Annotated in this window: 11 protein-coding genes; 4 read left to right on the top strand and 7 right to left on the bottom strand. The window is 59.2% G+C overall.

Translation table 11 applies throughout. From position 1 onward, the window contains the following. Positions 1–126: 126 nt before the first annotated feature. From garD to JOE29_RS03760, 7 genes are all read right to left on the bottom strand, one after another. Positions 127–1,680: a galactarate dehydratase gene (gene garD, locus JOE29_RS03790; RefSeq protein WP_003395112.1), complete on the bottom strand. Its 1,554-nt coding sequence runs from the start codon at positions 1,678–1,680 to the stop codon at positions 127–129. Between the two features lie 10 nt (positions 1,681–1,690). Further along, positions 1,691–3,076: an MFS transporter gene (locus JOE29_RS03785; protein ID WP_003395109.1), complete on the bottom strand. Its 1,386-nt coding sequence runs from the start codon at positions 3,074–3,076 to the stop codon at positions 1,691–1,693. Positions 3,077–3,241: 165 nt separating this feature from the next. Next, positions 3,242–4,153, bottom strand: a complete 912-nt coding sequence (gene kdgD / locus JOE29_RS03780; RefSeq protein ID WP_003313748.1) for a 5-dehydro-4-deoxyglucarate dehydratase — start codon at positions 4,151–4,153, stop codon at positions 3,242–3,244. A gap of 546 nt (positions 4,154–4,699) precedes the next feature. Then, positions 4,700–5,449 (bottom strand): FadR/GntR family transcriptional regulator, encoded by a 750-nt coding sequence (locus tag JOE29_RS03775; RefSeq protein WP_003313750.1) that lies wholly within the window; start codon positions 5,447–5,449, stop codon positions 4,700–4,702. A gap of 113 nt (positions 5,450–5,562) precedes the next feature. Further along, positions 5,563–7,281 (bottom strand): ABC transporter ATP-binding protein/permease, encoded by a 1,719-nt coding sequence (locus tag JOE29_RS03770; protein ID WP_004416099.1) that lies wholly within the window; start codon positions 7,279–7,281, stop codon positions 5,563–5,565. Positions 7,282–7,370: 89 nt separating this feature from the next. After that, positions 7,371–7,934, bottom strand: coding sequence for a response regulator transcription factor (locus JOE29_RS03765; protein ID WP_003395104.1), 564 nt, complete (start codon positions 7,932–7,934; stop codon positions 7,371–7,373). Beyond that, the gene (locus JOE29_RS03760) at positions 7,931–9,190 is read right to left on the bottom strand and encodes an ATP-binding protein (protein WP_004416095.1); all 1,260 of its coding nucleotides are present in this window, start codon (positions 9,188–9,190) and stop codon (positions 7,931–7,933) included. The genes JOE29_RS03765 and JOE29_RS03760 overlap by 4 nt, the downstream gene beginning before the upstream one ends. A 192-nt stretch (positions 9,191–9,382) precedes the next feature. On the opposite strand from JOE29_RS03760, the gene JOE29_RS03755 reads away from it, so the two are divergent. The 4 genes from JOE29_RS03755 to JOE29_RS03740 all read left to right on the top strand — a co-directional run bounded on the left by JOE29_RS03755 (position 9,383) and on the right by JOE29_RS03740 (position 15,453). After that, on the top strand, positions 9,383–10,096 hold the full coding sequence (locus JOE29_RS03755; RefSeq protein WP_044312172.1) for an SIMPL domain-containing protein: 714 nt from the start codon (positions 9,383–9,385) through the stop codon (positions 10,094–10,096). Between the two features lie 210 nt (positions 10,097–10,306). Continuing rightward, entirely contained in the window at positions 10,307–11,863 is a 1,557-nt protein-coding gene (locus tag JOE29_RS03750) for an HET-C-related protein (RefSeq protein WP_210078807.1), read from the top strand. A gap of 96 nt (positions 11,864–11,959) precedes the next feature. After that, positions 11,960–13,567 (top strand): ABC transporter substrate-binding protein, encoded by a 1,608-nt coding sequence (locus JOE29_RS03745; RefSeq protein WP_210078806.1) that lies wholly within the window; start codon positions 11,960–11,962, stop codon positions 13,565–13,567. Between the two features lie 257 nt (positions 13,568–13,824). After that, on the top strand, positions 13,825–15,453 hold the full coding sequence (locus tag JOE29_RS03740) for an ABC transporter substrate-binding protein (RefSeq protein ID WP_210078805.1): 1,629 nt from the start codon (positions 13,825–13,827) through the stop codon (positions 15,451–15,453). Positions 15,454–15,565: the final 112 nt, after the last annotated feature.

Here is a 15,565-nt window from a genome sequence, read left to right as displayed (position 1 = left end):
CAACGCAGAGCGTCCCGAACCTCGTACCAACGCAGAGCATGGGCACGACAGGCGTATTCCGACACAGATCGTTCCTCCCGCTCCAGCGTGGGCATGCCGTTCGTGACGCTCCGCGTTACCCTCCAGTCAGGTAATCGGTGCCGGATTGAAGAGCGTAATGTCGTTGTGCAGCCGGTAATGCTCGGTCCAGGTCTTCTTCTTGCCGCTGGCCACGTCCAGGTAGAAGTGGAAAAGCTCCCAGCCCAGGTCCTCGATGCTCGCGCGTCCGGTCGCGATGCGTCCGGCGTCTATGTCGATCAGATCAGGCCAGCGCTGGGCCAGCTCGGTGCGGGTCGAGACCTTCACTACAGGCGCCATCGCCAGACCATACGGAGTACCGCGTCCGGTGGTGAATACATGCAGGTTCATGCCGGCAGCCAGTTGCAAGGTGCCGCAGACGAAGTCACTGGCCGGTGTCGCGCAGAAGATCAACCCCTTGCTGCTGACACGTTCGCCTGGGCCAAGTACGCCGTTGATGGCGCTGCTGCCCGACTTGACGATCGACCCCAAGGACTTCTCGACGATGTTCGACAACCCGCCCTTCTTGTTGCCCGGCGTGGTATTGGCGCTTCGATCTGCCTCACCTTTGGCCAGATAGCGGTCGTACCAGTCCATCTCCCGCACCAGCGCCTGTGCGACGTCCTGATCCTGTGCGCGGGAGGTCAGCAGATAGATGGCATCCCGCACTTCGGTCACTTCGGAAAACATCACCGTCGCACCGGCGCGAAGCAGCAGATCGGATGCATAACCCAGCGCCGGGTTGGCGGTAATGCCGGAAAACGCATCACTGCCGCCGCACTGCATGCCCAGAATCAACTCGGACGCAGGAACCGTCTCGCGACGCCGCAGATCCAGCTTTTTCAAACGCGTCTCGGCCAGCTCCATGATCTGCTCAATCATTTCATTGAAACCGTGGCTGGAGTCCTGCAGCCGATACAGCCAAGGCTCGCTGAGGTCCACCGAGCTGTCGCCTTCATGCATGACCTGCCCGGCCTGCAATTTCTCACAGCCCAGGCTGATCACCAGCGCCTCGCCACCCAGATTCGGGTTGCGTGCCAGATTGCGCACCGTGCGGATAGGGATGTAGGCATCGGTGGCCGTAATAGCCACGCCGCAGCCATAGCTGTGGGTCAGCGCCACGACGTCATCGACGTTCGGGTACTTGGGCAACAACTCGTCACGGATACGCTTGACCGCATGGTCGAGCACACCGGTCACGCACTGCACGGTGGTGGTGATGCCGAGAATGTTGCGAGTTCCCACAGTACCGTCAGCGTTGCGATAGCCCTCGAAGGTGTAACCCTCGAGCGGCGCCTGCTTTTCCGGCACCGCATCGGACATCGGCAGGCTGTCCAGCGCCGGCGCGGAAGGCATGCGCAGCTGGTCTTCCCTGACCCAACTGCCGCGCGGTATCGGTTGCAGTGCATAGCCAATGGTGTGGCCGTAACGAATCACGGCCTCGCCCACGGCCAGGTCAACGGTACTGACCTTGTGGCTCTGCGGTACGTTATCGACAGTGACCAGGCCGTTGTCGAATTCGGTTCCGGCCGGTACACCCTGGTCGTTGACCACAACCACGACGTTATCCAGCGGATGCAGCCGGATATAACGTGGCGAATCGGCATGTTGAATCAGGTTCATCACGGTTTCCTCAGGATTTTGCTTCGGAAAGGTCGCTGACCGAGTCGTTCAGCAATGGCCCCTTGGCAGGCGGCTCTTTCAATTCCACACGCTTGATTTCACCCACGATGAAAATGTAACTGATCACCGCCAGCAGCGCGTTGGCGCCCACGAACACCAGCGCCCATTTGAACGAGCCGGTGCTGCTGATGATGTAGCCAATCACGATCGGAGTGGTGATCGATGCAATGTTACCGAAGGTGTTGAACAGGCCGCCGCTCAAACCGGCGATCTGCTTGGGCGATACGTCGGACATCACAGCCCAGCCCAGCGCACCCACGCCCTTGCCGAAGAATGCCAGGGCCATGAAGCCCACGACCACCCATTCGATATCGACATAGTTGCACGTCACGATCGAGGTCGACAGCAGCAGACCACCGATGATCGGCGCCTTGCGCGCGAAGGTCAGCGAATGGCCCTTGCGCAGCAGGTAGTCGGAAATGATCCCGCCCAACACCCCGCCGATGAAACCGCAGATCGCTGGCAGAGACGCGATGATGCCGGCCTTGAGGATGGTCATGCCGCGTTCCTGAACCAGGTACACCGGGAACCAGGTCAGGAAGAAGTAGGTGATGCCGTTGATGCAGTATTGGCTGAGGTAGATACCCAGCATCATGCGGTTGGTCAGCAACTGGCGGATGTAATCCCACTTGGGACCGCTGCTGGCTGTTTTTTGCGTGCCTTTACCCTTGTCCTGATCCAGATCGACCAGCGCGCCATTGCTGGAAATGTGCTCCAGTTCGGCCTCGTTGATCATCGGGTGATTGCGCGGGCCGTAGATGACCTTCATCCAGATCATGGAGAACACGATACCGAACGCGCCCATCACCACGAACACGTGCTGCCAGCCGTAGGTGTAGACAATCCAGCCCATCAGCGGAGCGAACAGCACGGTGGCGAAGTACTGCGCCGAGTTGAAGATCGCCGAAGCAGTGCCGCGTTCGGCAGTCGGGAACCAGGCGGCGACAATGCGCGCGTTGCCCGGGAAGGACGGCGCTTCGGCCAGACCGACCAGAAAGCGCAGCATGAACAGCGCAACGATTGCCGTGGAGACGCCAAACTCGCCCACATAGCCTTGCAGCAGGGTGAACAGCGACCAGGTGAAAATGCTCATGGCGTAGACTTTCTTCGACCCGAAACGGTCGAGCAGCCAGCCACCGGGAATCTGACCGGCCACGTAGGCCCAGCCGAATGCGGAGAAGATATAGCCCAGCGTGACGGCACTGATGCCCAGGTCTTTCTGAATGCTGGAACCAGCGATAGCGATGGTGGCGCGGTCGGCATAGTTGATCGTGGTGACCAGAAACAGCATCAACAGGATCAAATAGCGGACGTGCGTCGGCTTGGACTTTTGCATGGTAGAGCTCCCACTGATTATTTTTTTACGCGGGTAAAGCTGTTTTTTGGGTGTAGCGTTACAGGCCCCTTGGCAGCGTCACGGCGACGACCTCTGCCACCTGTAAGGGTCATGCAGTGCAACGAAAAAACCGCTGATCGCTCAGCGGCTTTGTCGTGGCAGATGTTATTGCTTGCCTTGCTTGTCCATCAGTGCAGCGAGCATGTCGCACTCGTCAGGCGTCAGATCGGTCAATGGCGCGCGCACCGGACCTGCGTCATAACCGGCGATCTTCGCGCCGGCTTTGACGATGCTCACAGCATAGCCAGCCTTGCGGTTGCGGATTTCCAGGTAAGGCAGGAAGAAATCGTCGATGTACTTGCCGACCGCCTGATGATCGTCGCGGGCGATGGCGTGGTAGAAGTCCATCGCCAGTTTCGGTACGAAGTTGAACACTGCGGACGAATAGACTGGCACGCCCAGCGCCTTGTAGGCAGCGGCATAGACTTCAGCGGTCGGCAGGCCGCCCAGGTACGAGAAGCGGTCACCGAGACGGCGGCGGATCGAAACCATCAGTTCGATATCACCCAGGCCATCCTTGTAACCGATCAGGTTCGGGCAACGCTCGGCCAGTTGTTCCAGCAGGGTTGGCGTCAGGCGGCAGACGTTGCGGTTGTAGACCACCACACCGATCTTCACCGATTTGCACACGGCTTCGACGTGAGCGGCAACGCCGTCCTGGCTGGCTTCGGTCAGGTAGTGCGGCAGCAACAGCAAGCCCTTGGCGCCCAGACGCTCAGCCTCCTGAGCATACTCGATGGCCTGACGAGTCGCACCGCCTACACCGGCCAGGATTGGCACGCTGGTGGCGCAGGTGTCGACGGCAGTCTTGATGATTTCGGAGTATTCGCTGGCAGCCAGGGAGAAAAACTCACCGGTGCCGCCCGCGGCGAACAGAGCGCTTGCGCCATAAGGGGCCAGCCACTCGAGACGTTTGATGTAGCCAGCGCGGTGGAAGTCGCCTTGGGCATTGAAATCGGTAACCGGGAAGGACAGCAGACCGGATGAGAGGATGGACTTCAGTTCTTGTGGATTCATTATTCGAACACCCTGGAGGACATAATTGTTAGAGGATCACCGGGTCAGCGCCGATGTCGTAAGTCATCGTACAACTGATAATAAAATCACTCAACAGGGATTTTCGGGTTTTTTCAGAGGGAGAGGACGAGGTCCGGTTTTGATTTTTACGCTGCCACGCAGATGTGTGACGCGGAGCGTCAAGACCGGCATCCCCACGCTGGAGCGTGCCCAACGATAGTCAACACCGCAGCCATTGCCGCAAAAGTGCTTTTCTACCACGATGGCACGGACGACGCAGAGTGCGACGTAAGTGACAGGGCGAAGGAACCCGACGAAGTCGGGCCGGAAACGGAGCCAGGGACTTTGCTCACTTTGGTCCCTCAAAGTGAGTCGCCGAGGGGCGAAAAGGTGACCTGAGTCGAACCTCGATCCACCAGACAATGAAAAACCGCCGTGTGACGCAGAGCTTCACGAACTGCATTCCCACGCGGAGCATGGGAACGATAGTCAACCGTCCAACTTTTTGGGGTCAGTTCAGAACGTTCTGCGTCCTCTTTTTAAGCATCAAGCCCGCTGCGATTCAGCCTCTTCGTGCGCATGGCGCAGGCGTTCGCGGCTGTTGGTGAGGTGCAGGCGCATGGCGGCGCGGGCCGCATCGGAGTCCTGGCGGGCGATGGCGTCGAAGATTTCTTCGTGCTCGCGGCTCAGCCGATCCATGTAGTGCTGCTGGTCATCATGCGCCAGACGCGCCGAATTCAGCCGGGTACGCGGAATGATACTGGTGCCCAGGTGGGTCATGATGTCGGTGAAGTAGCGATTGCCGGTCGACAAGGCAATCTGCAGATGGAACTGGAAGTCCGACGCCACGGCATCGGTGGCGTGTGCCGCGCTTTCATTGAGCGCGTCCAGCGCCGAACGCATGGCTGCCAGTTGTTCATCACTGCGCCGCTGGGCTGCCAGGCCTGCCGACTCGACTTCAAGGCTGATGCGCAGTTCGAGAATCGCCAGTACATCACGCAGGGTGACGATGGTCGCCGGGTCAATCCGGAAACCACTGGGGCTTGGCGTGTCGAGCACGAAGGTACCGATGCCGTGACGGGTCTCGACCAGACCGGAGGCCTGCAGACGCGAAATCGCCTCACGCACGACCGTCCTGCTGACGCCCTGCTCTTCCATGATTGCGGATTCGGTGGGCAGTTTGTCGCCGCGCTTGAGCTGACCGCTGCGAATACGCTCGGACAGCTCTGTCACCAACTCCTGCGCGAGGCTGCGGTGTTTTCTGCGGGCGCGGGGCAGAGCGCTTTGATTTTCCATCCAACATCGATCTCTGGACTGCTAAACATGGGCTAATCATAGCTCAGCGGTTGTATGATCACACCCTCAAAAGCGCCGTGTCCCCTATAGCATCAACCTCAAAACGTTGCTGATCACGCTTGCTCGATCAATTTACCGCCCTCGACACGCACATGCCGGCCATGGAAGCGTTTCAGGCTGCTGCGGTGCCCGACACTGATCAGCGTCATGCCCGGTAGCCCGTCGATGACTGCCTGGTGCATGGCCGCTTCGTCATCTTCGTCCATGGCCGAGGTGGCCTCGTCCACATACAGCCAGTTCGGCGCGACCAACAGCGCGCGAGCGAACGCCACCCGTTGCTGCTCGCCCGGCGAGAGGAAACGCTGCCAGTGATTGCTTTCGTCCAGACGCGGTATCAGATGCTCCAGACGGCACTGCTCCAGTACCTCGGCAAAGCGCAGGGCCGGGTAATGTTCGGCAGGTTGTGGATAACTCATCGCCTCACGCAATGTGCCGATGGGCAGGTAAGGCCGTTGCGGCAGGAACAGCGCCGTGCCGGTGGGCAAGCGGATCTGCCCCGAACCCTCGGGCCAGAGACCGCCCAGCGCCCTCAATAATGAGCTTTTGCCACTGCCAGAACGACCGCTGAGCATCACCCGCTCTCCCGCGCCGACCTGCAGACTGGCGTCGCTCAGCAATTGACGCCCACCGGCGATGCTCAAGCCCAGATTGCGCAGGTCCAGCGTGTCGTTGGCGTGAATTCTTTCGATGGCCGGCTGCCGACCTTCATTGTCAGTCATGGCCTGGCGGAAGCTGAGCAGACGGTCGCTGGTGGCGCGCCATGACGCCAGCGTGCTATAGGCGCTGATGAACCAGCTGAAGTTCTCCTGCACGTTGCCGAATGCCGAGTTGATCTGCATCAGATCGCCCAGCTCGATCTTGCCGGCGAAATACCGTGGCGCGGCCACAATGAACGGAAAGATCAGCGCAATCTGCGAATAGCCCGAGGTGAAGAACGTCAGCCGTTTCTGGACCTTCATCGAGGCCCGGAAGTTATTCCAGATCATCATGAAGCGCCCGCTCAGGCGCTGGTTTTCATTGCGTTCACCCTCGGACAAGGCAATGCTTTCGGCGTTTTCGCGTACACGCACCAGCGCGAAACGCAGGTCTGCCTCGAATCGCTCCTGCTGGTTGTTCAACGGGATCAGCCGCTTGCCGATCCAGTGTGTCAGCAGGCTGCCCACCAGTGCATAAAGCATGGCCGCCCAGAACATATAGCCGGGAATGGTCACGCCGAACAGCTCGATACTGCCCGACACGCCCCAGAGAATTACCGAAAACGACACCAGACTGACCACCGAGCTCATCAGTCCCAGCCCCAGGCTGAGCGTGCTGGTGGTGAACTCATTGAGGTCTTCGGACAGACGCTGGTCAGGGTTATCGGTGTAACCACCCTGCTCCAGCTGGTAGTAGTTCTTGTCGGCGAGCCAGCGCGCGAAGTGTTGCTCCGTCAGCCAGCGACGCCAGCGGATGGTCAGCAACTGGGTCAGGTACAGGCGATAGACCGCAGCCAGAATGGCGATCGCGGCGATGCCGCTGAAGTACAGGATCAGGTGGGTGAACGCGGCAAGATCCTTGTTTTGCAAAGCGTTGTAGAAGTCTCGGTACCAACTGTTGAAGAACACCGAGACCTGCACGCTGAACAGCGACAGCGCGATCACCGAGACCAGCAGCAGCCAGGCAGTGGTCTTTTCCTCACTGCGCCAGTACGGCGTTATCAGCTTCCAGACGCGGGGTAGAAATGCTCCTTGCACAGTATCGTTGACGGCAGAATATTCAGCATTGCGATTCATGTGGTTCAGGCTCGCTCTCTTTGAACGTACGATGCCTGAGCACAATGAAGCAAAAAAACGCCTACGCGATCACTATGAAAAAACCTTCATTAACGCCGCACGGGGCGCTTCTGCAACTTGCGCTGCAAGGTCCGGCGGTGCATGCCCAGCGCCCGCGCGGTCGCTGAAATATTGCCCTCGTGCTCGGTCAGCACGCGCTGGATATGCTCCCACTGCAGGCGATCCACCGACATCGGATTCTCGGGGACCAGGGTGTCGAGGTTGGCGTGCTCGGACAGCAGGGCCGCGAGTACGTCGTCAGCGTCAGCCGGTTTGCACAGGTAATTGCACGCGCCGCGCTTGATCGCTTCGACCGCCGTGGCAATGCTCGAATAACCGGTGAGAATCACCACGCGCATGTCCGGGTCCATTTCCAGCAGCTTGGGCAGCAGCACCAGACCGGAATCGCCGTCCATCTTCAGGTCCAGCGCGGCGTATTCGGGGATGTCCTGTTGCGCCAGGGCCAACCCTTCTTCAGCCGAGCCGGCGGTGCTCACGCGAAACCCACGACGGCTCATGGCCCTCGCCATCACACGGGTGAACGTCGCGTCGTCATCGACCAGCAACAGGTGCGGCAGCTCTTCGCCTTCGACCTGGATGTCATCGTCACTCATGCTTCTTCTCCTCGCGTATCTCGGGGCAGGCGCAGCTCGGTGAGCGTACCGCCTTCTTCATGACTGTAGAGCTTCACCGAGCCACCCGCACGGGTGACGCTGGCCTTGCTCAGGAACAGACCCAGGCCGAAACCTTTGCCCTTGGTAGTAAAGAACGGTTTGCCGATCTGTTCGGCAATCGCCAGCGGCACACCCGCGCCATGGTCGCGAATGCTGATGCAGATTTCTGCACTGTCCCAGTCCAGATTGACTTCAAGGCCATCGGGGCAGGCATCGGCAGCGTTGTTGAGCAGGTTGAGCAGTGCCTGGGTCAGATCCGGCGGCGGCGCCAGCATCGGCGCCTCGCCTTTGCCCAATTGATAGAAACGATAACTCACTTCCGGGCGCATCAGATGCCAGCGGTTGAGGGACTCGTCCAGCCAGCGGGTGGCGGGCTGATATTCGACAGCCATGCGCCGATTGGCTTCGGCGGCGCGCACCAGTTGCTGCAGGGTCTGCTTGCACTGCTTGACCTGCTCCTGCAGCACGGACAGGTCATCCTGCAACGCAGGGTCGCTGTGATCCTGGCGCATTTCCTTGAGCAGCACGCTCATGGTTGCCAGCGGCGTTCCCAATTCATGGGCTGCCCCTGCGGCTTGGGTCGCGACGGCGAGCAACTGCTGATCACGCAGTCCTTCTTCGCGACGCTCGGCACGCAGTTGCTCCTGGCGACGCAACTCTTCTGCCATCTTCGCAGCAAAGAAGGTAATCACCGCAGCGGCCAATGCAAAGCTCAGCCACATGCCGTAGATCTGCATGTTTTCCCGGGCGATGGAGTCGGTTTCCAGCGGATAGGAACGCACCATCAGCAAGGTGTACATGCTCAGCGCAAAGCCGGACAGAATCAGCGAGTAACGCCACGGCAGCGTGGCGGCGGCAATGGTCAGCGGCACCAGATAATAGGAAACGAACGGGTTGGCCGAGCCACCCGAGTAATACAGCAGCGCACTGTGGATCAGGAGGTCCAGCGCCAGTTGCAGTGCATATTCCAGCTCGGTGAGCGGCAGCGAGGTGCGCAGACGAATGACCGTCAGCCCGCAGAGCACCAGCGAGCACCCCAAAGTGATCGACAGCTGCAGCCACGGCAATGGTAGAAAGTCGAACAGCCAGGCCATACCGACCGAGCCGGCCTGCGCGGCCAGCACCAGAATACGGATGAATGTCAGGCGCCACAGATTTTGCCGTGTGGCTGAAAGCATTTGAACGGGGGCGAGCATGAGCTCTCCTGATGAGTGCTCCAGGCGGATCGTAGCGAGTATAACCAAGCGGGAGGCAAAACTGGAAAAGTGCGTCAACGCACCGCACACCGAAGCACTCGGCCGTCGCAGGAACCGGACCAAAGCGCTACAGTCACAACACTTTGCGCCGCCCGACCACCGTCGGAGGCCGTTTGATAACAAGGAGCTCTCATGTTCAACCTTCGCCCTGCCGCCACCCTCGTCGCGCTGGCTGCTGCTTTGTCCAGCCTGCCCGCCATGGCTGAAGAAGTCCGTTACAACCAGATTTCATTGCGCGCCGAGGTCAATCAGGAGGTGCAGCGCGACCTGATGCTCGTCACGCTGTACACAGAAGCGCAGGACAGCGATCCGGCCAAACTGGCTGCGCAGATCACCGAGACGCTGAACAAGGCGCTGGGACAGGCGCGCCAGGTCAAGGACGTGAAGATCCGCCAGGGCAGCCGCAATAGCTACCCGGTCTACGACGATAAAGGCCAGAAGATCACTGGCTGGCGTGAACGCGCCGAACTGCGCCTGGAAAGTGCAGACTTTGCCGTGCTGTCCAAGCTGACCGGCGAGTTGCTGACCGACCTGAAAATGGGCGGTATGGACTTCTCGATTTCGCCATCGACGCGCAAGACCAGCGAAGACGCCCTGCTCAAGGACGCCGTGACTGCGTTCAAGGCTCGTGCACAACTGGTCACCGAGGCGCTGGGCGGTACAGGCTACAAGCTGGTCAACCTGAACCTGAACACCTCGGGCTACCCGCAGCCGTATCTGCGCGCGCCGGTCATGATGATGGCCAAGTCGTTGCGTGAAGACGCAGCACCGACGCCCGACGTCGAAGCAGGCACCAGCCAGGTCAGCGTCGCGGCGGATGGTGTGATCGAAGTCGCGATTCCTTGAATGACAGGGCGGTAGTGCCGACTACCGCCCTTTTCCACGCCCCACCTCCTCCTTTCTCCCTTTCTTCCTCGGCAATCTCCTACGTTTGCTGATGCGCTGCCTGATTGTCGGTGAGCTCGCGGCTCGCGAAACTTGCCGTCTCACTTTCGAACACTGTCGCCCTGGCTGAGTGACCCGGCCAACGCGCGCATTGCCATCAAGGAATCAAGGATGAATCCCCCGCATAACGCTTCCCGTAACCCTGCGGCTGTCATTGATCAGAACATGAATACCTACCGCGAGCCGCTTCCAATCCCCTTAAGATTCGAAGCCGGTGAAGGCGACGAACACACACATACTCACGGTGCCATCGAGAGCGTTCTCGAATCTGCCGGCTTCAGACCTGAGGAAATCCGCGCGATCTATTTCGGCAACTGGCTGCGCGACTATTCGCAATTGCTCGATCCAAAAATCGTCAGGGCGACAAGCATGCCGAAAAGCTTCCCTGACCTGCTTTCGCGTGACGCACTGACGCGTATCGTGGACGTACTGGCAGTCAAGGAATTCACCGATCTGATGAAGACAGACCGCTCGCGCTTCGTGGTGACCGCAGAGCGACTCGGCGTCTATCGCCCTGCTGAACACATCGACAACCCCAGAACCCTTGACCCCAAGCCGGCCAATCCAAAAGAGCGCGACGCCGACTTCGACGCCTGGGTGCTGCCCGACGATCCGCTATTGAAGGTCGACCCCGACACCTCAATGAAGCGCTACATTCAGCGCTCGGTGCCGGTGATGGCTGCGGGGCTGGAATCGGCGGTCAATGGCGGCCCAGGGTCTACCGACGGTCTACGTGACATGGGCGCGGCGCTGCACATTCTCGAAGACTTCTTCGCCCACTCCAACTTCGCCGAACTCAGCCTGATCAAACTCGGCCATGAGCGCATTCTGCCGTGGACGTCAGAAGCAGACTGCAAGCACCGTTTGCCTCTGGTAACCGGTACGTTCGGCGGCAGCGATATCATCGCCAGCCTCGCTGAGCCGCTTGGCAGGATTATGTTCTCGACAGACGAAAAGCCGTTCGAAGCGATCAAGGCTGGAGAACGTTACGAGCGCGACCAGATTATTCAGATCGTTCTGGGCGAGCACCCTGACCCGCGACTGCTCGCGGGTTACGAGGCCTTTCTCGACGCGCGCGACCAATGGGCCAGCCAGCCGTTCTCCGAACAGGTCGAACAGTTCTACGCTTTCATCGGTACGCCAGGGCGATTGCTGGGCAATGCATTCGGCGTCGTCATGCAAAGTCTGGCCATCTGGCTCGGCAACAGCGTCGACGACCTGCAGACCCTGCTTGATGAAGACCCCAATAGCAGCGGCTCGACCGATCCGTCACATTCGCAACTGGCCAAGGATCATGCGCAACACCCGCTGCACACACTTGCCGCAAGCCTGGCAAGAACGGCCGTGCTGCAAGTAGGTCAGGCAGTTCTGGGCCAGTGGCATGGCAAGGAAGGCGCCGAACATCCGGTCCAGGTTGCAACGCGGTTCTTCACTCACCCCATAGACTGCGATTGGCAGGACTCGATTGTCCGGGAATGGGCCGAGGCCAATCCCGAACAGGTCGAGCGGGCGACGCTCAAGAGCGAGCTGGACCAGTCCAGACTTCAATTGCAGCGCAGCGCGCAAAATGACTTGCAGCGTTTCAGCCAGGACGGCAGCGATTTTCTGAGCGTGTTTTTTGAAAGTGTTTCACTGGCAGACCTTTGGACGAGGATTACCGGCAAGTAAGCGTATTGTCCGACCCCGACCAAGTACGGCACTATCCGTTGTCTATCTGATTGTCGACTTTCAAGCACGGTTACTGCCGTACCACGCGAGGGATCCATGGGACACACACTTTTCAAACCGCTGCTGTTGACCACCGCGCTGCTGGCCTGCGCACCTTTGGCCCAAGCGGCAAGCACGCTGGTGTATTGCTCTGAAGCCAGCCCTGCCGGTTTCGACCCCAGCCAGTACACCAGCGGCACCGACTTCGATGCCTCGGCCGAAACCGTTTTCAACCGTCTGACCCAGTTCAAGCGTGGCGGTACGGAAGTGGAGCCAGGCCTGGCCACGCGCTGGGACGTTTCGCCGGATGGCCTGACCTACACGTTTCACCTGCGCGACGGCGTGAAATTCCACACCACGGATTATTTCACCCCGACTCGTACGTTCAACGCCGATGACGTGCTGTTCACGTTCAATCGTCTGCTCGATGCCAACCACCCGTTCCGCAAGGCATATCCTTCCGAGTCGCCCTATTTCACCGACATGGGCCTGAATACGACGATCAAGAGCGTCGAGAAAGTCGACCCGCTGACCGTCAAGTTCACCCTGAACAACATCGATGCGGCCTTCGTGCAGAACCTGGCCATGAGCTTCGCCTCCGTCCAGTCTGCCGAGTACGCAGACAAACTGCTCAAGGAAGGCAAGGCCGAGGACTTGAACCAGAAGCCCATCGGCACTGGCCCGTTCGTCTTCAAGCGCTACCAGAAGGATTCGCAGATCCGTTACGTCGGCAACACCGAGTACTGGAAGCCGGAGGATGTAAAGATCGACAACCTGATCTTCTCGATCAGCAGCGATGCCGCCGTGCGTCTGCAGAAGCTCAAGGCCAACGAATGCCAGGTCAGCGGCTATCCCCGTCCGCAGGACATCGAGGAGATGAAAAAGGACCCGAAACTCAAGGTCCTCAGCCAGCCCGGCTTCAACCTGGGCTTCCTGGCCTACAACGTCACGCATCCGCCGCTGGACCAGCTCAAGGTGCGTCAGGCGCTGGACATGGCCATCGACAAACCGGCGATCATCAAAGCGGTTTATCAGAGCGCAGGCCAACTGGCTGAAAATGCCCTGCCGCCGGGTCAGTGGAGCTTCGATCCGACCATCAAGGATGCTCCGCACGACCTGACCAAAGCCAGACAACTGCTCAAGGAAGCAGGTGTGGCGCCGGGTACCAAAATCGACCTGTGGGCCATGACCGTCCAGCGCGCGTCGAACCCCAACGCACGCATGTCAGCACAGATGATCCAGTCCGACTGGGAGAAGATCGGTATCAAGGCCAACATCGTCAGCTATGAATGGGGCGAATACATCAAGCGCGCCAAGGCCGGCGAACATGACGCAATGATCTACGGCTGGACCGGTGACAACGGCGACCCCGACAACTGGCTCGGCGTGCTTTACAGCTGCGCAGCCGTCAAAGGCAGCAACTACGCCAAATGGTGCGACCCGGCTTACGACAAGCTGGTGCAGCAGGCCAAGCTGACCAGCGACCGCGATGAGCGCATCAAGCTCTATCAGCAGGCTCAGCACATTCTCAAGCAGCAGGTGCCAATCACCCCGATTGCCAACTCCAAGGTGTTTCAGCCAATGCGCCAGGAAGTGCAGGACTTCAAGATCAGTCCCTTCGGCCTGACACCCTTTTATGGTGTCAGCCTGGGAACAGTAAAGTAACAACACGGCTCCAACCGGGTGCATTTTTCTCACCCGGTTGCGCCTTATTGGTGCGCGAAACAATCGAAAAAGCGTCGCGCAAACGATCAACTCTCAAGAAAGTTACACTTTCGCGACATTCCTGTACGATCGTGCCACTCTTTGTCGCTTCTTTCGCCTCACTGTCTTGCTTTGGGTATGGCCCCTGCATAAGTATCGGACGGATCGGCTCACGAGGTCGTTCCCTCTAATCAAAAATGACAACAACTGAGGCAACCATGCTCAAACACGCGGTCATTCCGTTTCTGATCGGCGCCAGCCTGCTCGCCAGCGCACCTTTCGCTCACGCTGCATCGAATCTGGTGTTCTGTTCCGAGGGCAGCCCTGCCGGCTTCGATCCAGGTCAATACACCACAGGTACTGACTTCGACGCCTCGGCAGAGACCATCTTCAACCGCCTGAGTCAGTTTGAGCGCGGCGGCACCGCCGTAGTGCCGGGCCTGGCGACCAAATGGGACATCTCCGAAGATGGCCTGACGTACACCTTCCATCTTCGCGAAGGCGTCAAATTCCACACCACGCCGTACTTCAAGCCGACCCGTGAATTCAATGCCGATGACGTGCTGTTCACGTTCAATCGCATGATCGACAAGGACATGCCTTACCGCAAAGCGTATCCGACCGAATTCCCTTACTTCACCGATATGGCGATGGACACCAACATCACCAAAATCGAGAAGATCGACGACCACACCGTCAAGTTCACTCTGGGCAAGGTCGACGCCGCGTTCATCCAGAACATGGCGATGAGCTTCGCGTCCATCCAGTCCGCAGAATACGCTGCCAAGCTGCTCAAGGAAGGCAAGCCGGAGCTGATCAACCAGCAGCCGATCGGCACTGGCCCGTTCGTGTTCAAGAGCTACCAGAAAGACTCCAACATCCGTTACACCGGCAACAAGGACTACTGGAAGCCTGAAGACGTCAAGGTCGACAACCTGATCTTCGCCATCACCACCGATGCTTCGGTGCGCATGCAGAAGCTCAAGAAAAACGAATGCCAGATCACCGCTTATCCGCGCCCTGCCGACCTCGAACCGCTCAAGGCCGACAAGAACCTGAAGATGCCCGATCAGGCAGGCTTCAACCTGGGTTACATCGCCTACAACGTGATGCCTGAGATCAAGGGCGAAGACCATCCAAACCCGTTGGCTCAGTTGAAAGTGCGTCAGGCACTGGACATGGCGGTCAACAAGCAGCAGATCATCGACTCGGTTTACCAGGGTGCAGGTCAATTGGCGGTCAACGCCATGCCGCCGACCCAGTGGTCCTATGACACCACCATCAAGGACGCCAAGTACGATCCCGAGAAAGCTCGCCAGTTGCTCAAGGAAGCCGGCATCAAGGAAGGCACCGAAATTACCCTTTGGGCGATGCCGGTTCAGCGTCCTTATAACCCGAACGCCAAACTGATGGCCGAGATGCTCCAGTCCGACTGGAAGAAGATCGGTATCAACGCCAAGATCGTCAGCTACGAATGGGGCGAGTACATCAAGCGTGCCAAGAATGGCGAGAACGGCGCCATGCTGATTGGCTGGAGCGGTGACAATGGTGACCCGGACAACTGGCTCGGCACCCTGTTCGGCTGCGACGCCCTGAATGGCAACAACTTTGCCAAATGGTGCGACAAGCCGTTTGACACGCTGATCCATAAGGCCAAGGAAACGTCCGATCAGGCCAAGCGCACCAAACTGTACGAACAGGCGCAACACCTCCTGAAAGACGCCGTGCCAATGACGCCTATTGCGCACTCGACGGTCTATCAACCCATGCGTACCAGCGTGCAGGACTTCAAGATCAGCCCGTTTGGCTTGAACTCCTTTTACGGTGTGAGCGTGAGCGGCAAGTAAACGCGACTGTTTGCTGCGCCGCTCACCCGGCGCAGCAAACCGCTCTACTTGAATATAAGCCCCGAGCGATGGGTTGAAAAAGTGCCGATAACGGCATTCTTCTACTATCACT

The organism is Pseudomonas sp. PvP009 (genome assembly GCF_017832995.1).
GTDB lineage: Bacteria > Pseudomonadota > Gammaproteobacteria > Pseudomonadales > Pseudomonadaceae > Aquipseudomonas > Aquipseudomonas syringae.
This window is presented reverse-complemented; position numbering and strand designations above follow the sequence as displayed.

What these genes read in the sequence shown, in the direction of transcription:
- garD (WP_003395112.1), bottom strand. Translation starts at nt 1,680, where the DNA reads ATGAACCTGATTCAACATGCCGATTCGCCACGTTATATCCGGCTGCAT.
- JOE29_RS03785 (WP_003395109.1), bottom strand. Translation starts at nt 3,076, where the DNA reads ATGCAAAAGTCCAAGCCGACGCACGTCCGCTATTTGATCCTGTTGATG.
- kdgD (WP_003313748.1), bottom strand. Translation starts at nt 4,153, where the DNA reads ATGAATCCACAAGAACTGAAGTCCATCCTCTCATCCGGTCTGCTGTCC.
- JOE29_RS03775 (WP_003313750.1), bottom strand. Translation starts at nt 5,449, where the DNA reads ATGGAAAATCAAAGCGCTCTGCCCCGCGCCCGCAGAAAACACCGCAGC.
- JOE29_RS03770 (WP_004416099.1), bottom strand. Translation starts at nt 7,281, where the DNA reads ATGAATCGCAATGCTGAATATTCTGCCGTCAACGATACTGTGCAAGGA.
- JOE29_RS03765 (WP_003395104.1), bottom strand. Translation starts at nt 7,934, where the DNA reads ATGAGTGACGATGACATCCAGGTCGAAGGCGAAGAGCTGCCGCACCTG.
- JOE29_RS03760 (WP_004416095.1), bottom strand. Translation starts at nt 9,190, where the DNA reads ATGCTCGCCCCCGTTCAAATGCTTTCAGCCACACGGCAAAATCTGTGG.
- JOE29_RS03755 (WP_044312172.1), top strand. Translation starts at nt 9,383, where the DNA reads ATGTTCAACCTTCGCCCTGCCGCCACCCTCGTCGCGCTGGCTGCTGCT.
- JOE29_RS03750 (WP_210078807.1), top strand. Translation starts at nt 10,307, where the DNA reads ATGAATCCCCCGCATAACGCTTCCCGTAACCCTGCGGCTGTCATTGAT.
- JOE29_RS03745 (WP_210078806.1), top strand. Translation starts at nt 11,960, where the DNA reads ATGGGACACACACTTTTCAAACCGCTGCTGTTGACCACCGCGCTGCTG.
- JOE29_RS03740 (WP_210078805.1), top strand. Translation starts at nt 13,825, where the DNA reads ATGCTCAAACACGCGGTCATTCCGTTTCTGATCGGCGCCAGCCTGCTC.